At 67.2% G+C, this 20,812-nt stretch carries 21 protein-coding genes and 1 pseudogene; 8 read left to right on the top strand and 14 right to left on the bottom strand.

What is annotated here, in order from left to right; all coding sequences use genetic code 11:
* Positions 1-308: 308 nt before the first annotated feature.
* From rpsN to rpmB, 3 genes are read right to left on the bottom strand one after another with little or no spacing between them, the layout of a single operon-like run.
* Positions 309-614: a 30S ribosomal protein S14 gene (gene rpsN, locus AC1DBX_RS19975; protein WP_026266887.1), complete on the bottom strand. Its 306-nt coding sequence runs from the start codon at positions 612-614 to the stop codon at positions 309-311.
* Positions 615-618: 4 nt separating this feature from the next.
* Positions 619-786, bottom strand: a complete 168-nt coding sequence (gene rpmG, locus AC1DBX_RS19970; RefSeq protein ID WP_003798558.1) for a 50S ribosomal protein L33 — start codon at positions 784-786, stop codon at positions 619-621.
* The gene (gene rpmB, locus AC1DBX_RS19965) at positions 786-1,022 is read right to left on the bottom strand and encodes a 50S ribosomal protein L28 (protein ID WP_011693744.1); all 237 of its coding nucleotides are present in this window, start codon (positions 1,020-1,022) and stop codon (positions 786-788) included. The genes rpmG and rpmB overlap by 1 nt, the downstream gene beginning before the upstream one ends.
* A gap of 505 nt (positions 1,023-1,527) precedes the next feature.
* Between rpmB and AC1DBX_RS19960 the strand changes: the two genes are divergently transcribed.
* Genes AC1DBX_RS19960 through AC1DBX_RS19950 form a run of 3 tightly spaced genes read left to right on the top strand, consistent with a single transcriptional unit; the run spans position 1,528 to position 4,257 of the window.
* Complete coding sequence (locus AC1DBX_RS19960) at positions 1,528-2,970, top strand: ferredoxin reductase family protein (protein WP_476932584.1); 1,443 nt, start codon at positions 1,528-1,530, stop codon at positions 2,968-2,970.
* Positions 2,967-3,446 carry an FMN-binding protein gene (locus tag AC1DBX_RS19955; protein ID WP_476932583.1) on the top strand — a complete coding sequence of 160 codons (480 nt, stop codon included), beginning with the start codon at positions 2,967-2,969 and terminating at the stop codon, positions 3,444-3,446. The genes AC1DBX_RS19960 and AC1DBX_RS19955 overlap by 4 nt, the downstream gene beginning before the upstream one ends.
* A gap of 40 nt (positions 3,447-3,486) precedes the next feature.
* The gene (locus AC1DBX_RS19950; protein WP_476932586.1) at positions 3,487-4,257 is read left to right on the top strand and encodes an FAD:protein FMN transferase; all 771 of its coding nucleotides are present in this window, start codon (positions 3,487-3,489) and stop codon (positions 4,255-4,257) included.
* A gap of 9 nt (positions 4,258-4,266) precedes the next feature.
* Here the strand turns inward: AC1DBX_RS19950 and AC1DBX_RS19945 are convergent, their stop codons facing one another.
* Together AC1DBX_RS19945 and AC1DBX_RS19940 are read right to left on the bottom strand one after the other, a co-directional pair.
* Positions 4,267-5,028, bottom strand: coding sequence for an SGNH/GDSL hydrolase family protein (locus tag AC1DBX_RS19945; RefSeq protein WP_476932582.1), 762 nt, complete (start codon positions 5,026-5,028; stop codon positions 4,267-4,269).
* Positions 5,029-5,110: 82 nt separating this feature from the next.
* Complete coding sequence (locus tag AC1DBX_RS19940; RefSeq protein WP_223915074.1) at positions 5,111-5,590, bottom strand: MarR family winged helix-turn-helix transcriptional regulator; 480 nt, start codon at positions 5,588-5,590, stop codon at positions 5,111-5,113.
* Between the two features lie 102 nt (positions 5,591-5,692).
* On the opposite strand from AC1DBX_RS19940, the gene AC1DBX_RS19935 reads away from it, so the two are divergent.
* Positions 5,693-5,980: a YciI family protein gene (locus AC1DBX_RS19935; protein WP_018776102.1), complete on the top strand. Its 288-nt coding sequence runs from the start codon at positions 5,693-5,695 to the stop codon at positions 5,978-5,980.
* A gap of 10 nt (positions 5,981-5,990) precedes the next feature.
* Here AC1DBX_RS19935 and AC1DBX_RS19930 read toward each other — a convergent pair whose 3' ends face one another.
* The 6 genes from AC1DBX_RS19930 to AC1DBX_RS19905 form a co-directional block, all read right to left on the bottom strand.
* Positions 5,991-6,845, bottom strand: coding sequence for an SGNH/GDSL hydrolase family protein (locus AC1DBX_RS19930; protein ID WP_476858072.1), 855 nt, complete (start codon positions 6,843-6,845; stop codon positions 5,991-5,993).
* Positions 6,846-7,222: 377 nt separating this feature from the next.
* The gene (locus tag AC1DBX_RS19925; protein WP_476932581.1) at positions 7,223-8,245 is read right to left on the bottom strand and encodes a siderophore-interacting protein; all 1,023 of its coding nucleotides are present in this window, start codon (positions 8,243-8,245) and stop codon (positions 7,223-7,225) included.
* A 119-nt stretch (positions 8,246-8,364) separates the two neighbouring features.
* Positions 8,365-9,195 carry an ABC transporter ATP-binding protein gene (locus AC1DBX_RS19920; RefSeq protein WP_476932580.1) on the bottom strand — a complete coding sequence of 277 codons (831 nt, stop codon included), beginning with the start codon at positions 9,193-9,195 and terminating at the stop codon, positions 8,365-8,367.
* Position 9,196: 1 nt separating this feature from the next.
* On the bottom strand, positions 9,197-10,234 hold the full coding sequence (locus AC1DBX_RS19915; protein WP_476932585.1) for a FecCD family ABC transporter permease: 1,038 nt from the start codon (positions 10,232-10,234) through the stop codon (positions 9,197-9,199).
* Between the two features lie 119 nt (positions 10,235-10,353).
* Entirely contained in the window at positions 10,354-11,421 is a 1,068-nt protein-coding gene (locus tag AC1DBX_RS19910) for a FecCD family ABC transporter permease (RefSeq protein WP_476932579.1), read from the bottom strand.
* A gap of 9 nt (positions 11,422-11,430) precedes the next feature.
* Positions 11,431-12,540, bottom strand: a complete 1,110-nt coding sequence (locus AC1DBX_RS19905) for an iron-siderophore ABC transporter substrate-binding protein (protein ID WP_476932578.1) — start codon at positions 12,538-12,540, stop codon at positions 11,431-11,433.
* Positions 12,541-12,793: 253 nt separating this feature from the next.
* Here AC1DBX_RS19905 and AC1DBX_RS19900 point away from each other — a divergent pair, with 253 nt between their 5' ends.
* A complete protein-coding gene (locus AC1DBX_RS19900) occupies positions 12,794-12,922 on the top strand; it encodes a hypothetical protein (RefSeq protein WP_476851701.1) in 129 nt (42 codons plus the stop codon).
* A 119-nt stretch (positions 12,923-13,041) separates the two neighbouring features.
* Positions 13,042-13,536, top strand: coding sequence for an FBP domain-containing protein (locus tag AC1DBX_RS19895; RefSeq protein WP_476932577.1), 495 nt, complete (start codon positions 13,042-13,044; stop codon positions 13,534-13,536).
* A 96-nt stretch (positions 13,537-13,632) separates the two neighbouring features.
* Here the strand turns inward: AC1DBX_RS19895 and AC1DBX_RS19890 are convergent, their stop codons facing one another.
* The 3 genes and pseudogenes from AC1DBX_RS19890 to AC1DBX_RS19880 form a co-directional block, all read right to left on the bottom strand.
* On the bottom strand, positions 13,633-17,157 hold the full coding sequence (locus AC1DBX_RS19890) for an ATP-binding protein (protein ID WP_476932576.1): 3,525 nt from the start codon (positions 17,155-17,157) through the stop codon (positions 13,633-13,635).
* Between the two features lie 212 nt (positions 17,158-17,369).
* Positions 17,370-18,248: pseudogene (locus AC1DBX_RS19885) on the bottom strand (DUF4194 domain-containing protein); the annotation flags it as partial.
* A 2-nt stretch (positions 18,249-18,250) separates the two neighbouring features.
* A complete protein-coding gene (locus AC1DBX_RS19880) occupies positions 18,251-19,723 on the bottom strand; it encodes a DUF3375 family protein (protein WP_476932575.1) in 1,473 nt (490 codons plus the stop codon).
* A gap of 164 nt (positions 19,724-19,887) precedes the next feature.
* Between AC1DBX_RS19880 and AC1DBX_RS19875 the strand changes: the two genes are divergently transcribed.
* On the top strand, positions 19,888-20,268 hold the full coding sequence (locus tag AC1DBX_RS19875) for a PepSY domain-containing protein (protein ID WP_476932574.1): 381 nt from the start codon (positions 19,888-19,890) through the stop codon (positions 20,266-20,268).
* A 203-nt stretch (positions 20,269-20,471) separates the two neighbouring features.
* Positions 20,472-20,810 carry a hypothetical protein gene (locus AC1DBX_RS19870; protein ID WP_476858079.1) on the top strand — a complete coding sequence of 113 codons (339 nt, stop codon included), beginning with the start codon at positions 20,472-20,474 and terminating at the stop codon, positions 20,808-20,810.
* Positions 20,811-20,812: the final 2 nt, after the last annotated feature.

Below are 20,812 nucleotides of genomic sequence, written 5' to 3'. Positions count from 1 at the left end.
GGATTGGCCGCCTCCGGTTCCCAGCATTTCCGCTGGTCTCCCTCGCGGCGACTTAGAAAACAATACACCCACCACGCCCCCACCGCAACTCCACCCCCCACACCCACCCCACCACCCAAAAACCCCGCCACCACAACCCAAAACCACCCAACCAGGCCCGCCGGCGTCGTAAGCCAGCAGTGTGTGGTGCGTCACGGCCGAAGGGAACAGTGGGGGCCGTGAAGCCGCCAAGTCCTTAAACGCGAGAAGGGCCGGCAACCAAATGGTTGCCGGCCCTTCTTCAAGCCACTGGCTTCAGGAGTCCTGAATTACCAGGAAGACTTCGTGATGCCCGGGAGCTCACCGCGGTGAGCCATGTCGCGGAAGCGAACACGGGAGATGCCGAACTTCTGGAAGGTACCGCGCGGACGGCCATCGATGATGTCGCGGTTACGCAGACGTACCGGCGAGGCGTTGCGGGGCAGCTTCTGCAGGCCGAGGCGAGCAGCTTCGCGTACTTCGTCGGTTGAGTTGGGATCAACCAGAGCCTTCTTCAGTTCGAGGCGCTTTGCAGCGTAACGCTCGACGATGACTTTACGCTGTTCGTTCTTAGCGATCATTGACTTCTTAGCCATGTGTTTAGCGCTCCTCTCGGAATTCGACGTGCTGGCGGATTTTGGGGTCGTACTTCTTCAGGACCAGACGGTCCGGGTCGTTACGACGGTTCTTGCGCGTCACGTAGGTGTAGCCCGTGCCCGCGGTCGACTTCAGCTTGATGATCGGACGTACGTCCTTATCCTTTGCCATTAGAGCTTCACTCCTCGTGCCAGGATGGCGGCGACGACTACGTCAATGCCGCGTACGTCGATGGTCTTGATGCCACGAGCAGAAACCTGCAGCGTGACATTACGGCGCAGGGACGGAACCCAGTAGCGCTTCTTCTGGATGTTCGGGTCGAACCGGCGCTTGTTGCGACGGTGCGAGTGCGAAATGCTGTGTCCAAAGCCCGGCTCGGCTCCGGTCACCTGGCAGTGTGCTGCCATGACGACTCTCCTCAAAAAATAAATGAAACGGCTAACGGAGTTCCCGTTGACCGTGCGTTGGGCGGCGTCCGCATCCGGCTCCCTCCCCCAACCGTCGTTGTCCGCGGGATTCAGGCAGACGGCACAAACCGTCTGCTTCCTCACTGCGGCGAAGATTGTGGGCCACGGGCACCTGGCGCCGGCGATCTGTTGGACCGTCATTGCGAAGTGCCGGGATGCTGGGCGAATACAGGAATGCGCGCAACTTGAGCCCCTAACTACCGGCCTCCAGGACCGTCGATTTTTCAGACGGGTCCTGCCAACCGGAGCAATTGCGCACGCTCCGCGCCACCTAGCGCCTACCAAGTCTACGAGTTCGGCGATTTAAAGACCAATCCGGCGCTGAATGGTGTATAGGGTAGCGCCCCACAGCCAGTGCAGGCGTCGGGCCGGTGCCCTCCCGAGTCATATGCCCGACGAAGGCTTTTCACAGCGAAATGATAGGCAGGGGGGCAATTCTGGATCCATGAACACACAACTTCTGACGAACCGTCCCGGGATTCGCCGCAGCTCCGGCGGCGCTGTGAACCCCTTCAGGGCGCAGTACCGCCGGCGGTTGCTAAGAGCGGATCTGTTGACGGTCCTTTTCTGGACGTCGCTGGCCGGCGCGGTCGCCTTGTGGCTGGCCGACGGCGGAATGGCTGGCTTCTCGACTCCAGCCGGTTCCTTCACCGCGCTGGGGATTGTAGCCGGCCTCGCCGGCATGGACCTGGTGCTTCTCATGCTGCTGCTGGCGGCCCGAATCCCACTCATCGACCAGACAGTCGGCCACGACCGCGCCCTTGAGTTTCACCGCAAGCTGGGCAAACCGGCCCTGTACCTGCTGCTGGCGCACGGAGTCCTCATTGCGATCGGCTACGGCATGGCGGAAGGGCTGGACCCCGTCAGCGAGTCGGTTGCCCTCTGGTTCCTTGTGCCTGACATGTGGCTGGCCTACATTTCCATGCTCCTGTTCATCGCCGTCGTCGTCACCTCCCTGGTAGCCGTCCGACGTCGGTTCCCTTACGAATTCTGGTACGCCGTACACCTCCTGACATACGCGGCCGTCCTGACCTCGCTCCCCCACCAGTTCAGCGTGGGCGCTCTCTTTGCCGAGGGAACCTGGCAGCGCTGGTACTGGCTGGCCCTCTGCATCGCGACCGGCGCCGCGCTCCTCTACTACCGGGTGGTCCAGCCTGTGGTGGCAACATTCAGGCACCAGTTGACCGTCAAGCGCGTGGTGCGGGTGGCCCCCGGGGTGGTCAGCATTGAAATGTCCGGTCTTCGACTGGACGAGCTGACAGGCAGTGGCGGCCGGTTCTTTATCTGGCGGTTCCTGGCTCCGGGCCTGTGGTGGCATCCGCACCCGTTCAGCCTGTCCGCCGAACCCGTCCACTTCGACGCCGCCGGCCAGGGCACGCTGAGGATCACTGTCCGCAACCTGGGCAAGGGGTCATCCCAGCTGGCGTCGCTGAAGCCCGGCACCAAGGTGGCAGTGGAGGGACCATACGGGCTGTTCAGCACGTCCGCGCGGAGCCGCACCCATGTGGTCATGGTGGGAGCCGGAATTGGCATCACGCCGGTTCGTGCCCTGCTGGAGAGCACGCCATTCCAGCCCGGCAACGCCACTGTCATCCTCCGCGGCCACAGTGAATCCGAGCTCTACCTGGGCGAGGAGATCCTCGATCTCTGCCGGCGCCGCGGCGCCACGCTCTTCCACTTGACCGGCTCCCGCCCGGCCGGCATCCAGACCTGGCTTCCGGAGCACGCCGCCCGTGCCGGCCACCGGCTTGCCAGTTATGACCCGAAGATCGCCGACGCCGACGTGTACGTCTGCGGCCCCTCCGCCTGGGCAGACAAAGTGCTTGAAGACGCCCGCGCAGCCGGCGTCCGGGAAGACCAAATCCACTACGAAAGGTTCGACTGGTGAGAACCCGCGCAGCAGTTTCAGCCGCCCTGGCCTCCGCCGGCATCCTCATCGCCGGCTGGCAGTCCGGCGTCCATGTAGCCGATACCGGCAGCTCCGTCGCAAGCGCGGCCGCCGGGACCACCGGGTCCACGGGTTCGTCCGGCGCGTCGGGTTCGTCCGGCGCGTCGGGTGCGGGCACCACAGGGGCCTCGGCCAAGGCCGTAGGGACGTACCCTGGCTCGGTCGTCCAGACCCGGTTCGGCTCCGTGCAGGTGCAAATCACGGTTCAAGCCGGAAAGATCACCGACGTCACGGCGCTGCAGCTGACCGATGCTGAACGAAAGTCCGTGCAGATCAGCAACCGGGCCGCCCCGCTCCTGCGCGCCGAAGTGCTCCAATCCCAATCCGCGGATGTGCAGACCATCAGTGGCGCCACGGTGACTTCCGAGGCGTACTTGAACTCCCTGCAGGCGGCCCTCGATGCAGCCAACCTCTGAGCTGGGCGGCTCTGCCCTGCGGGCCAGGACGTTTGGCTCGATGGGCACAGTCATCAGCCTGACCGTTCCAGTGGGGGCCGTCCCGGAAACTGTGGGCGGGGAGGGCGGGCTCGACGCCGCAAGCGCCGCCGTCGAGCGCGTCTTTGCCGGGTTGGACGAAACCTTCAGCCTGTACCGCCCCGATTCGGAGGCCAGCCGGCTGGCGCGGGGCGAGCTTTCCCTGCGGGACTCATCCGCCGCGATGCGGGACCGCTGCGCGGAGGCGCTCGGCTGGCGGCTCAGGACGGAGGGCGCGTTCTCCCCGGAGCGGCCCGACGGTGTGCTGGACCTTTCGGGGCTTATCAAGGGCTACGCGGTCGGGCAGGCCGGTGAGGCGTTGCGGAGCCGCGGGATCACCGACTGGTGCTTGAATGCCGGCGGCGACGTGTTAGTGATGGGCTCGCCCGTGCCGGGCAGCGGAACCGCGTGGGCGGCCGGCGTCGTTGACCCGCTGGACCGCTCGGCGCTGCTTGCCGCGTACGAGCTGGGCGGATCTGGCCCCCGGTGCGCCCTTGCGACGTCGGGCTCAGCGGAGCGGGGTGACCATATCTGGGCAGCAGGAGCCGGAAGTCGGACCGCGGGCTCCTCCGGCGCCGGGTTCGCCCAGGTCTCCGTGGCCGCGGCAGACATTGTCACCGCCGATGTGCTCGCGACGGCGATCGTGGCCGGCGGGACCGCGATGCTGCACCGGGCCACGGACGGTTGGGAGATCGATGTCCTCGCCGTCCGCCGCGACGGGGAACTGCTCGCGACGCCGGGGTTCCGCGCCTAGGGTGCCGTTCTAGAGGTGGGTCAGCTGGCCGTACTTCGGCTCCAGGCCGTCGCCGGACGACTTGCCGGTGACGCGCCGGACAACCCACGGGCCGGCGAATTCGCGGACCCACCGGGCATTCGCGCGGAGGGCGTCCACCCGGCTCAGCTCGGGAACCGGCGTCATGGGCGGGACGTCAATCGAGTGCTCGTGTGCCAGCACCGTGAGGACGTGCTTGGCCATGTTCGCGTGGCCGGCGGCAGACATGTGCATCCGGTCCGTGGCCCACATGCCCCAGTCGTAGTACTCGCTGAAACGCCAATAGTCGACCAGCAGGGCCCCGTGGTCCCCGGCGATGCCGCGAACCAGTTCGTTGTAGATGGCCGTACGGCCGCGCATGGTGCCGAAAATCTTGGAGCCCCGCGCATCGAAGCCGGTGAACATCACCACGGTGGCGCCGGTGGCCGTGAGCTTGCGGATTCCGGCATCGTATTCGGCCAGCAGGTCATCGATGTCGACCTTGGGCCGGAGGATGTCGTTGGCGCCAGCGTAGATGCTGACCAGGGTGGGATTGAGGGCGACGGCGGCATCGACCTGTTCGGCCAGGATCTGGCGGAGTTTCCGTCCGCGGATGGCAAGATTCGCGTACCCGAAGCCGGGATCGGCGGCGCCAAGCCCCTCTGCCACCCGGTCCGCCCAGCCCCGGACACCGTTGGGCCGGGTAGGGTCGTCGTCGCCGACGCCTTCCGTAAAGGAGTCTCCAAGGGCAACGTAGCGGGACGTGAAATCCATGGATCCAGTCTGCCAGCAGTTGCCGTGAGCAACAAAGACGGTGATGCCCGACGTCGGACTGCGGCGCCTTCGGCTGTCGCGCTTAGATGTCGCGCAGGATCCAGTGGTCGTCGTCGAGTCGGGCCACGATCTTTTCGCCGATCCGGGCCAGGTCCGCGACGTCCTCGGGGCTCAGGGCGTCGAGGAACAGTGAGCGGACCGCCTCGACATGCCCCGGGGCGAGTTTCACAATCGTCTGCATTCCGGCATCGGTCAGGTGGGCCGTGGTCACGCGGGCGTCGCCCGGGTGCGGCCTGCGCTCCAGCCAGCCGCGGTTCTGCAGCTTGGTGACCACATGCGAGAGCCGGGACAGGGAGGCGCTGGTGCGCGCGGCGAGCTCACTCATGGGCAGGAAGCGCCCTTCGGCCTCGGAAAGCATCGCCAGCACGTTGTAGTCGAACAGGGAAAGCTTGCCCGCGGCGTGGAGCTGGGTGTCCAGGGCGGCCGGCAGCATGGTGTTGATGCTGAGCTGGGCCAGCCAGGCCCGGCGTTCGTCGGCGTTGAGCCAGCGGGGTTCTGTCATGGCTACATTCTAGGAGACTGGAAGCTTGACGATTCAACTTCAGCCGGGCAATTCCGGAAAACTTCCCGCCTGTCCGTGGCCAGCTACCGGTAGGCTGGCCGCATGTACGTAGTCTCCCTGACATACAAAGTCCCCGAGGACATTGTGGAGTTCCATCTTCCGGCGCACGTGACGTGGCTGCAGGCAGCCTTCGACGACGGCGTCTTCATGGTCGCGGGGCGCAAAATCCCCCGCACCGGCGGTCTGTTGCTCTCGAACGCGGACCGGGCCAGCCTCGACGCCGCCCTGGCCAAGGACCCGTTCTACGTCAACGGTGTGGCTGAATTCGAGGTCATGGAGTTCCACGCCAACAGGGTGGCTCCGGGCTACGAAAACCTGCTGGACAGCTAAGTCCCGGCGGCTACCCGGCGCCGGGCTGGCCGCTGGCGCGCTGGTCGGGCAGCAGTTTCTTCAGGCCGCCCTTGCGCGGGACCCGCACGGGTTCGGGCCAGCGCGGCCGGAGCTGATCGCCGAGGGTTACGCCGCGGAGCTTCCGCCCGAACAACGGCAATACCCAGTCGCGGACCCAGCGGCGCTGCCGGCGTTCCCACTCCCGCAGGCCCGGTTTCACGGGCGGCTCCCATTCCCTGGGTTTGATCTTGTGCGGCACGCCGAGGTGGTCCAGGACCTGTGAGGCGAGGTATTTGTGGCCTGCCTTGGACATATGCAGCCGGTCCGAATCCCACATCCGCGGGTCATGGAAGGCGTCGAAGCACCAGTAGTCCACCAGCACCGCGCCGTAGCGGCCGGCGATCTCGCGGACGCGCCGGTTATAGAAGGCGTTGCGTTTCTTCAGCGGCTCCAGCAGCGCCGAGACCTTGACGTCGAAGCCGGTGAAGAGCACCAGCGTTGCCCCCGTGCCGGCGAGCGCAGCCACCAGGGACTCGTAGTCCCGCATGAGGGCCCCGATGTCCGTGCCGAAATCCAGGATGTCGTTGCCGCCCGCGTAGAGCGTGACGAGGGTCGGCTCCATGGCCACGGCGGGACCAAGCTGTTCGCCGGCGATGTGGCGCAGCCGTTTGCTGCGGATGGCCAGATTGGCGTACTCCCACCCCGGCTGCTCCTTGGCCAGCCCCTCCGCAACCCGGTCTGCCCAGCCCCGCACGCCGTTGGGGAGGCGGGGATCGTAGTCCCCCACGCCCTCGGTGAAGGAATCCCCCAAGGCAACAAAGACCCGCCGCCCGCCTCGATCCGGAAGCAAAGGAACTGAACCCATCCGTCCAAACTAACCCCCGCAAAAAGCGGCCAGGGAAAGGGAGAGTTAACCCAAGATGACCGGCCGAGCGAGCCGCAACCGCAACCGCAACCGCAACCGCAACCGCAACCGGCGAGTGTCCTTAATGTCACCCGGGCCGCACTGAAGGTAACCCACCCCCAAGACCGCAATCGCCGCTTTGCAAAGGAGCGCATCGCCGACTAAGGCCGCCCGCGGCCGCAGGAGGTGTCTAAGCGACGGCAAAGCAGCGATTGCGGGCGAAGCCGCACAGCAACCTGCACACCGCGAGCGACGGCAAAGCACCGGTGGCGGGCGTAAGCCCGGAAGGACCTGCGGGAGCGTCAGGGCAAGAACCGCAGGACCTGCGGGAGCGTCGGTTACAGCTCAGCTTTCCCCTGCCGCCAGTACCCCATGAACGCGACCTGTTTCCGGTCAATCCCCACGTCCCGCACCAAGTACCGCCGCAACTCCTTGACGGTGCCCGCTTCGCCGGCGATCCAGGCGTAGAACGGCAGTGCCCCGGCGGGCTTGTCCGGGTTCTTGCCGGCTCCGATCATCGCGGCGTCCATCCGGGCGGGGGTCTCCCAGAGGATGTCCTGGTCCACGTTCACGTCATCGGGTTCGGGCCCTGCCCCGCCGCCGGCCGCAGAATCAGAGGGCGGCCGGAGGCCGACCCAGCCGGGTTCGGGAACAGCGGCGCGGACGGCTTCCTGCAGGAGTTCGCCGTGCGGACGTGAGCGGCCGATCGAGGCGCCGCGTGCCAGCCAGGTGATTTCGACGTCGGCGTCGGACCTCAGATCCAGGAAGTCGCCGGGCTCGGGGACCTCAAGAAACGCATGTCCGCTGATGTACGACGGGAGGCTTTCCAGGATGGCGCTGATGGCCGGGACAGCGGTCTCGTCACCGGCAAGCAGTACGCGCTGGGCCAGGCCCGGCCGCCATTCGATGCCGGAGTAGGTCTCCGCCGTGACACAGTGCGCGGCCCGGTTGTTGGGTCCAATGAGGGTGAGGGCGTCGCCGGGCCTGGCGTTCAGCGCCCAGTTCGCGGCGGGTCCGCCGTTTCCGGCGGCGTCGAAGTGCATGACAAAGTCGACGTCGATCTCCGGATACACGGAGTCGAGGCGTTCCTGCCGCACTGTGTAGGTGCGCATGGAGCCACGGATCGCGGGATCCATGGCCAGCCATTCCTGGTACCAGCCGGCCTGCTCCATGTGGAACACCGGCAGCGGCAGCTGGGTGCTGTCCCCGGCAAGGGACGGGATCATCAGCTTCACGCGCAGGTCCAGGGTTTCGCCGTGGACGCCGAAGCCACGCAGGGAGTATCCGCCGAAGGTGATCCGGCGGAAGTTGGGGCTGAGCTCCTGCACCGCGGCGACCGTCACGTCGAACGCCAGGGTCATTGGTTGGGTGGGCGGCGCGTTGCTTACGCCAGAGGGCGTACGGCGTACCCGCGACTGGCTGCTGTCTGCTGCAGTGCCGCCCGTTGCACTGCCGGCTGTTGCGCTGCTGTTAACTGCCCTCATGGGACCAACTCCAGGGTTGCTGTTTCTGATTTTGGGAACTCGGCGTGGTGCCGGCCGAGCGGGATGATCAACGGCGTGCCGGAAATGGGGTCGGGCAGCACCCGCGAGTCCAGGCCGAAGACGTCACGGACCAGGTCCTCGGTGACGACGTCGGTAGAGGTGCCCTCGGCGACGATCCGGCCGCCTTTCATGGCGATGACGTGGTCCGCATACCGGGCCGCCAGGTTCAGGTCGTGCAGGACGATTGCCACGGTGGTGCCGCGGCGCCGGTTCAGGTCCGTGATCAGGTCCAGGACCTCCACCTGGTGTGCCAGATCCAGGTAGGTGGTTGGCTCGTCGAGCAGCAGAACGTCGGATTCCTGGGCCAGCGCCATCGCGATCCAGACGCGCTGGCGCTGCCCACCCGAGAGTTCGTCGACGTTGCGTTCGGCGAGCTCCAGCGTTTCGGTGGCTTCCAGCGCACGGTGCACAGCGAGATCGTCACCCGCGCTCCAGCTGCGGAAGAACCCCTGGTGCGGGTAGCGTCCGCGGCCCACGAGGTCCCGGACCAGAATGCCGTCGGGGGCGGTGGGGTGCTGCGGGAGCAGGCCGAGGATGCGGGCGAGTTCTTTGGCCGGGCGGGAATGGATGTCCTTGCCGTCCAGGGTCACGGTGCCGCCGGCCGGCTTCAGCAGCCTGGACAGGCCGCGGAGGAGCGTGGATTTGCCGCAGGCGTTGGCGCCCACGATCATTGTCACCTTCCCCTCGGGAATCTCCGCCGTGAGGCCTTCCACCACCCGGCGCTGGTCGTACTGCAGCGTCAGGTCCTTGGCGTTGAGAACTGCCATGTCAGGCGTCCTTTCGGTTGGCCGTGACCAGGAGCCACAGCAGGAACGGTGCTCCCAGCGCACCGGTGACCACACCGACGGGAAGGACGGTGCCGTCCAGCAGCAGGGGTGCGATGTTGGCGGCGAAGTAGTCGGCGGCGAGGACAATCAGGGCGCCGACGAACGCGCCGGCCGGAAGACTGGCCTTGCCCGTGAAGCGGCGCGCGATGGGGCCGGCCAGGAAGGCGACGAAGGCCACGGGCCCGGCAGCTGCAGTGGCGACGGCGGCAAGGGCGACGGCAACGGCCACCACGCCCAGCCGGGTGATGCCCACCCGGATGCCGAGCCCGGCGGCGGCGTCGTCTCCGAGTTCCAGGATGCGCAGAGGGCCGGCGAGGACGGCGGCGGCGGGCACCAGGACCAGCAGCGCCAGGGCCAGCACTCCGGCACGGTCCCAGCTGGCGGAATTCAGGGATCCGTTCAGCCAGATCAGGGCCTCGGCCGCGGTGCGGATATCGGCCCGCGTCATGAGGAAGTTGACCACGGCGTTCAATGCCCCGGCGATGCCGATGCCGGCCAGGATGAGCCGGCTTCCGGCTTTGTTGGCGTGATTGCCGCCGCCAGATCCGAGGGAACCGCTGCGCGAGATTGTGTAGATCAGGACGGCTACCGCCACGGCCCCGCACAGTGCCGCGCCGGACACCGCCGCTCCGGAGGCGCCGAAAACGACGATGGCGGTGACGGCGGCCGCGCTGGCCCCGTAGCTGATGCCGATCACGTCGGGACTGGCCAGTGGATTGCGCAGCATCGTCTGGAACAGGGTGCCCGAGAGCCCGAAGGCAATGCCGATCATGGTGCCGATGACTGCCCGCGGCAGCTTGGTTTCCATCACGATGAAGCTGGCGCCGGGGATCCTCTCGCCACCGGTGAGGTGGGCCGTGAGGATCCTGACGAAGTCCGGGACGGTGACGGTGTAGCTGCCCAGCAGGATGCTGACGGCGAAGAGCACAACGACGGCGAAGGCCAGCAGGGCCGTCCGGCTCATCAACACACGGCCCATCAGCACACGGCGGAGCGGCCCCCCATTGGCGCGGACCGGGCCGGCCGGTTCGGCCAGTTCGCGCTCGGCGGGTGCGTTCTCCCCCAGCTCGCGCCTGACGTTGGCGAGGTCTGCCTTGCTCACAGCCCTGCCCCCTTCCCGCGGCGGACCAGCCACACAAAGACAGGCGCACCCACCAGCGCTGTCATGATGCCCGCCGGGACTTCGCCGGGCAACAGGATGACACGGCCCACCACGTCCGACAGCAGGAGCAGCACCGGTGCCAGGACCAGCGAGAACGGCAGGATCCAGCGGTAGTCCGGGCCGGTCAGGAAGCGGACGGCGTGCGGAACCACCAGGCCGACGAATCCGATCGGCCCGGCCAGCGCCGTGGCCGAGCCGCAGAGCAGCACAATGCCCAACGCGGTGACGGCGCGGACCAGTCCGACGCGCTGGCCCAGGCCGCGGGCGATGTCATCCCCGAGGGCCAGGCTGTTAAGGATCCGTCCGGTGAACAGCACAATCAGCGCCCCGGCGGCCAGGAACGGCAGCCCGGGCAGCACCACAGACCAGTCCCGGCCGGCGATCCCGCCCACCTGCCAGAAGCGAAACCGGTCCAGGGTGTCCTGGCTGGAGACCAGGACGACGTTCATCAGCGAATACAGCCCCGCGCTCAGGGCCGCGCCGGCCAGTGCCAGTTTGACCGGCGTCGCGCCTTCCCTGCCAAGTGACGCGATCAGGTAGACGATGACGGCGGCTGCCGCGGAGCCGATGAACGCGAACCAGATGTAGCCGGTCAGGGACGAGACGCCGAAGACGTAGATCCCGGTGACGACGGCGAGGGCCGCGCCGGCGTTGACACCGATGATCCCCGGGTCCGCGAGCGGGTTGCGGGCCACCCCCTGCATGGCCGCGCCAGCCAGTCCGAGGGCGCCGCCGGCCAACAGACCCAGTACGGTGCGGGGGACGCGGGCGTGGATGACGGCGTGGTCGCCGTCAGCGGGATCGTACTGCGTCAGGGCCTGCCAGACGGTGCCGAGCGGCACTCCGCGGGCGCCCACAGCCAGGGACGCCGCGCAGACCAGGACAAGGACCACGACGGCGGCCAGCAGCCAGGCGGCCTGCCTTGCGGGGGCTTTCCTCCCGGCGGGGGCGACAGGTGCGCCGGGCACACTGCCGGCGGGCGCCGTCGCCGTACTGATTGCCATGGAAGCGTGTTACTTCGCCGCGGCGGCGACTTTGTCCGCGGCGCCGGCCAGCTGCGGCAGGAACGTGTCCAGGGACCACGGCAGGCTCAGCGGCGAGGAAGCGGAGATGGACAGCGTCAGCGTGTTGTTCGAGTCGGCAACCAGCGCGCCGGCCTTGACGGCCGGGATCTGGCCCAGCAGCGGGTCAGCCTTGATGGAGTCGGTGGTGGCCGCATCCGGCACCCAGGTCACGAAGATGTCCGAGGTCAGCTCGTTGGCCTTTTCGGCGGACCACGGGATGAAGAATTCCTTGGAGCCCTTGGAGTTGTCCTCGACAACGGATGCGAGCTTCATGCCGATTTCGTTGAGGAAGCGGGGACGGTTGTCGTTGGCCGTGTAGACGTTGACGCCGTCGCTCTTGTCCGGTTCCAGGTTGCCGTAGATGAAAGACTTTCCGGCGATCTGGGGGTACTTGGAGACCTTGTCCTTGATCGTGGCCTCGGTGTCGGAGACCAGCTTGGCGGCTTCGGCTTCCTTGCCAAGGGCCTTGCCGATGATGGTGGTGGAGTCCTGCCACGGCGTGCCGTAGGCCAGCTCCGGGTGCGCCACGACGGGGGCGATCTCGCCGAGCTTCTTGTAGTCCTCCTCCGTCAGGCCGGAGTAGGCGCCGAGGATGACGTCCGGGTTCAGCTTGGCGATCTCGATGAAGTTGATGCCGTCAGCCTCGGAGAACCGGACGGGGGCCTTCGCGGAACCGAACCCGGCGCCAAGCTCTTCCAGTGCGGCGTCCTTCCACGGTGTGGAGCCCTTGTCATTACCACCCCATTCGTTCTTGGGCACGCCCACGGGAACCACGCCGAGGGCGATCGCGACGTCGTCGTTGACCCAGGAAACGGTGACTACGCGCTTGGGCTGTTCCTTGATGGTGGTCTCGCCGAAGACGTGCTTGATGGTCACCGGGAAGACGGTGCTGGCCGGCTGGGAGGGAGCGTCCGCCGCCGTCGAGCCGGCAGGTCCGGTAGAGCAGGCGGTCAGGGTCAGCGCGACGGCGGCCAGGAGGGCTGCGGCCCGCCCTGCGCTCTTGCGGAGGCGGCGGCCGGCGGGGCGGCCGCCTGAACGGGTGAAAAGGGCGGAAGCCACGGAACTCCTTAGGTAAGTGATGCAAACCTAAGTAAGGCTAGCCTATCCTTTGTATAATTAAGAAAGGTTTGAGTAACGTAATTGTCTCAATTGCCCTTTGAAGTGCACCGGAGCATCGATGCGCCCCTCGTTGCACTACTCAAGGCCCAGCCGCCGGGTGCGGAATGCGAACTGGACACGAATCCCGGGCTTTGCGAGGATGGGCTCGCCGGATAATCGGAACCGGTGATGTGTTGGGACGGGGGAAGTGAGCATGGACATCGCGACGATGACTGTTGCCACGGTTAGCGGGGTGGCCGCTGTGGCCTGCTACGCGCCCGCGCTCCTGCCAGCCCCGCCCGCGCAGGCCCTTCCCGCGAAGTCCCGGACCAGCACGGACTAGTCCCGCGAGACGCCTTGCCCCACACCGGAGTTGCAGGCTGGCAGTCTTCTGCCCACAATCCGCCTGGCGCGCCGCGCGCCCGTCTGGCCGGAGCCATCCGATTTTCGAAAGTGTCCGTCATGCAAAAATTCACGGCGCAGCAGATCCGCTCGTCCTTCATCAACGCGAGCCGCTCAGAAGCCGCCAAACTCAATCTGCCCAAGAGCTTCGACACCCTGGATTGGGAAGCATTGGACTTCCTGGCCTGGCGGGACGCGAAGATGCCCCTCCGCGGCTATCTCGTGGTGCAGGGGCCGAAGGGTCCCGCCGGCATCATGCTCCGGGCCCCTGAAGGCGGGGCCAAGAAGAACCGTTCCGTGCTCTGCGAGCTGTGCCGGGACGTGTTCTCCAAGGACGACGTCCTGCTGTGGGTGGCCAAGCGCGCCGGGCAGTCCGGCCGCAACGGCAACACGCTGGGCACCCTGATCTGCGCCGATTTCCTGTGCTGCCGCAATGTCAGGGTGGAGCCTGCGGCCAACGAGATCAACCCGGACCCGGCCGCGGTCGTGCTGCGGCAGATCGAAGGGCTGGTGGCCCGCACGGCCCAGTTCGTGGAGCGCGTCCAAGGCAATTAGCCCCGGCCCAAGCAACGCGGGGTCACTTACGGCCCATTACGGTGGCGTTTATGGGCCGTAAATGACCCCGCGTTGCTTCAAGGGAGAGGGGTGCGGTCAGCGCAGGACGATGTCCACGGGGTTCGCCTCGGAGCGCCAGGTGCCCTCCGTGCCCGGACGTGCGGCGATCACCGGAGCCGTCAGGACACCGGAACGGTTGGTGCGCTTGTCCCGGAGGATCTCCGTCACCGAGCCAAGGTGCCGGGAAAGGTCGATGACGTTCTCCGGCGCGGCCAGCAGGAGCTGGAAGCCGAACTCATGCAGCGCCTTGATGCCCGCGCCGGCGAATTCCTCCGAGGCGAGCACGAACGCCTCGTCCATCATGACCGTGCCGTACGTGGTGAAGCCCTGCTCGGCGATGCCCAGCTGGTAGCTCAGCGCCGCCGCCATGATGAATGCGGTGAAGCGCTGCCGCTCGCCACCGGACATGGAGCCGGTGTCCGCGTGCATGTAGACCTCGGTCTTCTTCGCGCCCTTCGCTGCCCCCTTGGCGCCGGCAACCTGGACTTCGCGGTGTTCCTTGCACTGGATGAACAGGTGGCCGCGGACGTCCAGCACTTCGGCCCGCCAGCGGCGGTCCTCCGGGGTCTGCGAGCCGAGCCGCTTCACGAGCGTTTCGAGCGACTTGTAGCGGGTGGTGAGCTCGGCGTCGTCGCCCCCCTCCGCGGCGGACGTAGCGGCGGACGCAGCAGCGGACGCTGCAGTAACCGCCTTGCCGGGCCGGGTGTGCCGGACCTTGAGCGCGTTCTGGATGGCGTCCTTGAACTGCTTCGCCGTCGCCGGCAGTGTCTGCTTGATGTCGAGTTCCAGGAAGCTGCCCTCGTGGAAGTTGACCTCGGACAGGATCCCGTTCAGCGGCAGGATGCGGCTCGTGATGGCGCGCCGCTCCTCGTCGAGCAGGTGCAGCAGGGTGGAAAAGGATTCGTGCGTCCGCTGGTTGAAGAACTGCCGGAACTCGGCCTCCTGGGCGGGCAGCCCGTCGCTGACAATCGCGTGGTAGCGGGATTCGAACTCCCCCGCGGCGCCGATCGAGGTGCCGTGGTCCGCGGATATCGCCGTGCCCCACTCCCGGACGAAACCCTCGAAAATGCGGGTGAGGCGCTCCGAGGTGGCCTGCCCGCGGGACTCGGCGACGTGCAGTTCGGCCAGGAGCCTGGTGCGGACCTGGTTGGCGAGGTTGTCGAGTTCGTGCATCTCCAGGACGTCACCGAAGCCGGTGAAGTACGGTTCCAGCGCGGCGACGCCGGCGTCCGACGGCGGTGCCTGCGCCAGCCGGGTGCGTGCGGCATCGAGCAGCGCACCAGCGGCGGTGATGCGCGCATCGAGGGCCTTGTACTCGCTTTGCAGCACGGCCGCGGATTCGGTGCTGGACTGGTGCTTGTGCCGCGCGGCTTCGATGCTGGCGCGGAGCGGTTCGAGGTCGGCCTGTGCGGCGAGGGCGTCCTTGAGGCGCTTCTCGATCCGGGCGAGCTCCTCGCCGGCCACGGCGGCCGACACCTGTTCCCAGGGCCGGTGGTCCTCGGCCACCCGGCGCAAGGCTTCAAGCTGCCGGGTCATGCCTTGGTGCGACTCTTCCCGGCTTTGCGCCAGCTCGGCGGCCTTGGCCAGCTCCTGCTGCAGGTCCTCAACCTGGGCCGCCACCAGTTCGAGCTTGGCGGCATTGTCGAACCCGAGGACGTAGTCCTGGCGGGATGTGAAGCGGTCATCCTTTTCCACTGTGTGGCGGTTGCGCTTGACCACACCGCCCAGGCTCAGGCCCTTGTCCAGGCCGGCGAGCTCGTCCGGGTTTTCCACACACGGGTAGGCGAAGTCGAGGGCAATCCGTTCGCGGAGCCAGGCGCTGGACTGCGCAAGCGCCTGGGCGTGTGGCCCGGCCGGCAGCCCGGCATCGGTGAGGAAACTGAGCTTGGTCAGCAGGTCGCGATCGGCCACGTCCTCGACGGCCAGCGCGCCGCCGGCCAGGGGCCGGGAGACGTCCACGGCACGCAGCGCCCCGCGCACGGAATGGTCGTTGAGGTAACGGGTGACTGCCGCGAAGTGCTCGCCCGGGACCAGCAGCGTGGTGGCCAGGCTCCGCAGCGCGCGCTCGGCAGCCGGGCGCCACTGTTCCTGGCCCTCGGCAAGGTCGATCAGCTCGCCGCCGAAAGGCATCTGCTCCTCGGGCACGCCCGTGGCAGCGGCAATGGCGCTCCGGTTTTCAATGCTCGACGGCGGCAGCAACGATTTGCGCGTCTTCAGCGAGACGAGCTCCTGCTGGGCCGCGGCGAGTTCGCGCTTCCGGGTGGCGTGGCCATCAAAGGCTTCGAAGCGCAGTTCCTTGAGCGCCTCGGAATCGTCCTGGAGCTCAGCCGAGCGTGCCGCGGCGTGCTCGTGGGCCTGATCCCAGCCGGCGGCCGACCACTGCAGTTCCAGCCCGGCGTCGGTCAGCGCCTTGCGGGTCGATGCCTCGACTTCCTGCCGGAGCTTGAGCCCCACCCGGGCGTTCTCCAGGGACTGCTCGATCGCGGAAATCGCGTTGCCGCCCTGGTTGTTGTACTCGCCCTCCAGCTGGCGCAGTTCCTTGGCGAAGCCGTCACGGACAGCGCGTTCGGCGGCCAGGTCCGTGGCCTTCGCCTGGGCCAGCTCCTTCAGCCGCGCCAGGGTCTTCTCGTGGACTGTGACCGCGAGCTGCTGCCTGTAAGCCTCGAATTCCTCACCTGTTAGGTCCCGCAGCCGGTTCGCGTCCAGGAGCGCCTGCGCGTATTCCTTATTCAGCCCGGGGACGGGGGCCAGCTGGTCGCGCTGCTGCCGGACGTCCTCGAGGCGCTGCCGGATGGACATGAGGTTGCTGAATTCCTCGACGACGTCATCCGCCGCGGCCAGCGTGGCAGGGGCATCGAGGACCTGGTCGCGGAAGAAGGTGTTGACGCTGCCCCCGAGACCCTTGCCGGCCTGGATAACGCGCAGCAGCGGAAGGGCCTGATCCGAATTGATGCCGAGAAGCCGGCGGAATCGTTCGGCGAAGGCCTTGTGGACGTCGAAGATCTGGGCGTCCGGGAAGATCGCGTCCAGCGCAGACTTGGTGAACCGCTTCTCCGCGATGCCCTCGATCGCCGCGAGGTCCAGCGGCTTGTTATCGATCACGTAGTACCGGCCGACGCTGGATTCCGTGCCGTTCTTGGGCAGGTCGAAAAGCGCCGAAACCGTCACCCGCGTGCCGGCGGCGTTGTCGAACGTCAGCGCGACGGCGGACCAGGTCGCGCCGGGGCGCTGGAACGCACTCGCCGAGCCCTCTCCCACGGCCTTGTCGCCTACCTTGCCGCGCATGTACGTGAACGTGGTGCGCTTGTCCTCGACAGCGCCGCCTGCCCGCTGTGCAGCCGCTTCGTTGGAGCGGGGACGGGCGTCGAAGACCCGAAGCATGGCATCGAACAGCGTGGACTTTCCGACGCCCGAATTGCCGGTCAGCAGTGTGCCGTTGCGGTCCACGTGCATCGTGTGGGCGCCATGGAATGTGCCCCAGTTGACCACCTGGACCAGGGCCAGGCGCATCTGGCCGGGGTTCGTGAGCTCACCCATGGGCAGCATGGTTGCGATGCTCACTTGGTCTCCTCGGCTTCTTCAGTGTGGCTGGGTGACGACGACGGCGATGCCGCCCCCGCCCCTGCGACGCGCAGCTGATCTTCGATCAGCTCAGCGCGCGGCTCCGACAGGCCCGATGCCACTCCCGGGGCGGCATCGCCGTCGTCGTTGTACGGGTCACCGTGGGCGTCCGCAGCGACTGCGGTGCCGCTGTTCACGTCACGTTCGGCGACGGCATCGCCGTCGTCGTCCGGGTCTTCCTCCGCGTTTGCCGAGGTGTCTGTGTCGAGCTCCAGGAGCGGCTCCGTTCCCGACTGGTCTGTGCTGGCTGCCACCAGGGCTTCGATTTGGGCCGGGATGTCGCCGATGTTTTCGAACGGCAGGGCCAGCGGGAGGGCGTTGGAGATGGTGTAGACCTCGTCCAGGCCCGTGGCGAGCAGGAGCTGGCGGGCCAGGAGCTTGGTGATGGCGCGATTAACGACGTCGGCATCGCGCAGGGCGTCCTGCTGGCCGGTGGGCTGGTAGTGGGCGACGAGTTCGGCGATTTCCTCGCGCGTGATCGTCGGGTCCGTCTGGGCGGTGACGTGCCGGTCCAGGAGCAGGCGCAGGCGGAGCAGGACGATGGTCTCGACCCGGCTCAGGGCACGCTGCTGGCGCAGGATACTGGAACGCGTACTGCCGCCGATCGCCTCGGGGTCAACCGGGCGCAGGACGGCGACCTTACGCTCGTGGTCCAGTTGCAGCGTGAGGAAGAGTTCGGAGAGGCGGCTGCGCAGGATCAGCTGGTTGTCCAGGAGCGTGGTCCACAGCTTCTCGTCGCGGCCGCCGTCGATGTAGGGGCCCTTGAGCAGCTTCACGAGCGCCTGCCGCACCTTCATGGGCAGCACGCCGGTGTCGCCGGGGAAGAGCGCGGCGCCGTCGACGAACGTGTCCCGGGGGGTGACGATGAAGGGGTCGCTCCGGACGTGGGCGCCATCGCTGTCCGCAGGCGCAGACTCGGGCGCGGACTGCGGGTCCGCCGCCGCGGTCACTGCCTTGGTCTCGGTCGTGGTCTCTGCCTGGGTCTCTGCCGTGGTCTCGGTCAGGGTCTCGGTCACAGTCTCTTCAGTCATGGTCAATCCTTCGCGAGCGTGACGACGGGCAGGTAGGCGGTGCGGGTGGTGCCGTCGATTTGTTCGAATTCGATGGGGCCCCAGGTCCCCCGGTCGAAGCCGGCGCCTTCGTGGAGGGTCTGCGACAACAGGGCCCGGATGGAGTTGATGTGGCGTTCCTCTGCCGGCAGCTGCGCCCAGGCCTCGGTAAGGGTTGAGGCCCCCGCGAGCGCGGCGCGGATGGCCTCCGGCCTGGCCTTGGCGGTCCGGGGCGAGCGCGCCCGGTCCGAGTCGGAGAACGCGATGGGGTCGGCCAGCTTGGGTGGAGCCGCGAATTCGTCAGGGTCGAAGAGCTTGACCATGGCCAGGGACTCGAAACCGGCGCTGAACAGCACCGGGCCGCGGACCAGGCCGGGCCGTTCGCGCTCGTACGGCAGGGTGCGGATCGCCTGCTCAGCCTCGCGCAGGACCTTCCGGAGCCGGACCGACTGCCGGAAGTCGTCACTTTGGACGTAGGTGTTGAGGCTCTCGCTGAGCTTGCCGTAGATCCGCTGGATCTGGCTGTGCTGGGTGCGGAGTTCGGCCACAAGGTTCTTGAGCGTCTCGCGTTCATCGTGGCTGAGCTCGTCCGCGAACTGCCGGCTCAGGACTTCGCCGATCGCCGACCGGAACCTCAGCTGTTGTTGCGGGTCCTCCAGGAACGCGGTGAAGGAGCGGAACGTCCGGCCTTCGGGGCTCTGCCGCAGCCGCTTGTCGGCCTCGAGCACCTGGGCCATGGTGGCGCCCTTGCTGAGCGATTCCTCGATGATCTGGTTGCGCAGCTCCCCCACGAGCTCTTCGATCCGGTCACGCATCTTCTTGTAGTCCGCGGGCAGGCTGGCCGCGAGATCGAGGATGTTGCCTGCCGCCTCCACGGCCTCGTCGTCGTCGAGCAGCCCGTCGAAATCCCCGGAGCTGATGTCTTCCATCAGCTGGCGGCGCTCGTCGATCTCCTCTTCGAGGGATTCAATGCGTGCGCTCTGGTCCGGGTTGGTCTCGTTGGCGAGCTTCTCGACGTCGCCCAGCAGTGTGCCGAGCCGGGAGCCGTTCAGCGTGGACCGCTCACTGGAGAGGCTGTCCAGGAAAGCCAGGACGCGGGCAGCAGGCTCCGTGACTTCGTAAACGATCTGGCCCGACTGGTTCCGGCGGGTCAGGAAGTTCTTGCGGGTCCATTCGTCCGCGTATTTCTTTCCGGAAAGTGTGCCGTTGGCCGAGCCGCTGTGCTGCTCTCCCGTGCCGGGGGCCTGCCGGCGGAGCTGCTCGAGGAAGGCGTCGACGTCGGCGTGGAACTGTTCCAGCGGCAGCTGGGCGCGCGTGCGGGTGAAGGAGGCCTGGAGCACGGCGATCACCCAAGGCGCCGAACGCGTCAGCGCCCAGGCAGGTCCCTTGGTAAGGAGCTCAAGGTCCCGGAGCCGGGTGCTGATGGCGTCGGCTGATGACACGGCGGAACGGGACACGCGCTCTCCTTCGGCTGCCAGGGGATGGTTTGGGGTGGCGTTGCGGGGCAGCGGATTCGAAAAACTGCCAGCTACAAGGTTAACGCAGGGCCCCGTCCGCATTTATCGTTGTCTGCTCCCCTATGTCGGCGCACACTGGAATGACCAGCCGAAGGGAGACGATCATGCGCAAGAGAACGGTCTGGATCACGGGGGCGGCCTCTGCAGCGGTGGTGCTGGGGGGAGCGTCAATTGCGGTCGGGGCCACCCAGGCCAGGGATGTCTGGTCCGGAAGTGCGGGCGCCCTCACCGCCAAGATCGGGAACTTTGAGATCGGTGACGATTCCGATGGGCCGGCGCTCAGTGACGCCGACCGTGCCATGGCAACCAAGGCCGCGTTGGCGAAGGTGGGCCAGGGCAGCGTCACCGAAGTGGAGCGCGATGACGACTCCGGCGCGGCCTACGAGGTCGAGGTACGCCTCAACGACGGGTCCCAGGTCGAAGTCGCCCTCGGCGCGGACTTCCAGGTCATGAGCCAGAGCGCCCCTGAACACGACGAAGACTGACACCGGGCAGCCTCCCGGCACTGACAAGCGGTGCGACCCCCGCGATCGGTGAGGGTGCCGCAACCCCGCCGTGACCTACGCCCCGGTAGCATTTCGATCCCGTATCAAGAGGCCGCCACCGTCCAAGGACCCTAGTTCAGCCCGCCCACGGCACCCTACGCTCGGGCTACTGGTTCAACCGGAGCAATGGTGCAGGGGGAAGAATGCAGTTCGACCTAAGCGCAGTGGAAACCGGCACGATGGTGGTCATTGGAACCCTCGTGTTTGCCGTGATGATCGGCGCCTTCATGATGGTGTCCGCGTTCGCGGCCATGGTTTTGGTCGGTGTCGGCCGGCTCGCCTGGTACCTCGTGGCCGGCGCGGTGGTGGGCCTGGTCCACGGCATCAACCACGGTTGGGATCGGCTGGTTCACCACGCCTCAACGGTGGAGATGCCCGCCGATTTCCAGGTCGACTTCGGCACGGACTTCCGGTCCGACTTTCCGGGCCAGGCCTCCCCTAGCACAGGCACTTACCCGCGAGTAGTATTGCGGGACAGCTGAAG

It is taken from the genome of Arthrobacter sp. 10N44_2, from assembly GCF_056394385.1.
The sequence above is the reverse complement of the archived record's forward strand: the minus strand, read 5'-3'. Positions and strand labels throughout refer to the sequence as shown.

What these genes read in the sequence shown, in the direction of transcription:
- rpsN (WP_026266887.1), bottom strand. Translation starts at nt 614, where the DNA reads ATGGCTAAGAAGTCAATGATCGCTAAGAACGAACAGCGTAAAGTCATC.
- rpmG (WP_003798558.1), bottom strand. Translation starts at nt 786, where the DNA reads ATGGCAAAGGATAAGGACGTACGTCCGATCATCAAGCTGAAGTCGACC.
- rpmB (WP_011693744.1), bottom strand. Translation starts at nt 1,022, where the DNA reads ATGGCAGCACACTGCCAGGTGACCGGAGCCGAGCCGGGCTTTGGACAC.
- AC1DBX_RS19960 (WP_476932584.1), top strand. Translation starts at nt 1,528, where the DNA reads ATGAACACACAACTTCTGACGAACCGTCCCGGGATTCGCCGCAGCTCC.
- AC1DBX_RS19950 (WP_476932586.1), top strand. Translation starts at nt 3,487, where the DNA reads ATGGGCACAGTCATCAGCCTGACCGTTCCAGTGGGGGCCGTCCCGGAA.
- AC1DBX_RS19945 (WP_476932582.1), bottom strand. Translation starts at nt 5,028, where the DNA reads ATGGATTTCACGTCCCGCTACGTTGCCCTTGGAGACTCCTTTACGGAA.
- AC1DBX_RS19940 (WP_223915074.1), bottom strand. Translation starts at nt 5,590, where the DNA reads ATGACAGAACCCCGCTGGCTCAACGCCGACGAACGCCGGGCCTGGCTG.
- AC1DBX_RS19935 (WP_018776102.1), top strand. Translation starts at nt 5,693, where the DNA reads ATGTACGTAGTCTCCCTGACATACAAAGTCCCCGAGGACATTGTGGAG.
- AC1DBX_RS19930 (WP_476858072.1), bottom strand. Translation starts at nt 6,845, where the DNA reads ATGGGTTCAGTTCCTTTGCTTCCGGATCGAGGCGGGCGGCGGGTCTTT.
- AC1DBX_RS19925 (WP_476932581.1), bottom strand. Translation starts at nt 8,245, where the DNA reads ATGACCCTGGCGTTCGACGTGACGGTCGCCGCGGTGCAGGAGCTCAGC.
- AC1DBX_RS19920 (WP_476932580.1), bottom strand. Translation starts at nt 9,195, where the DNA reads ATGGCAGTTCTCAACGCCAAGGACCTGACGCTGCAGTACGACCAGCGC.
- AC1DBX_RS19915 (WP_476932585.1), bottom strand. Translation starts at nt 10,234, where the DNA reads ATGGGCCGTGTGTTGATGAGCCGGACGGCCCTGCTGGCCTTCGCCGTC.
- AC1DBX_RS19910 (WP_476932579.1), bottom strand. Translation starts at nt 11,421, where the DNA reads ATGGCAATCAGTACGGCGACGGCGCCCGCCGGCAGTGTGCCCGGCGCA.
- AC1DBX_RS19900 (WP_476851701.1), top strand. Translation starts at nt 12,794, where the DNA reads ATGGACATCGCGACGATGACTGTTGCCACGGTTAGCGGGGTGGCCGCT.
- AC1DBX_RS19895 (WP_476932577.1), top strand. Translation starts at nt 13,042, where the DNA reads ATGCAAAAATTCACGGCGCAGCAGATCCGCTCGTCCTTCATCAACGCG.
- AC1DBX_RS19875 (WP_476932574.1), top strand. Translation starts at nt 19,888, where the DNA reads ATGCGCAAGAGAACGGTCTGGATCACGGGGGCGGCCTCTGCAGCGGTG.
- AC1DBX_RS19870 (WP_476858079.1), top strand. Translation starts at nt 20,472, where the DNA reads ATGCAGTTCGACCTAAGCGCAGTGGAAACCGGCACGATGGTGGTCATT.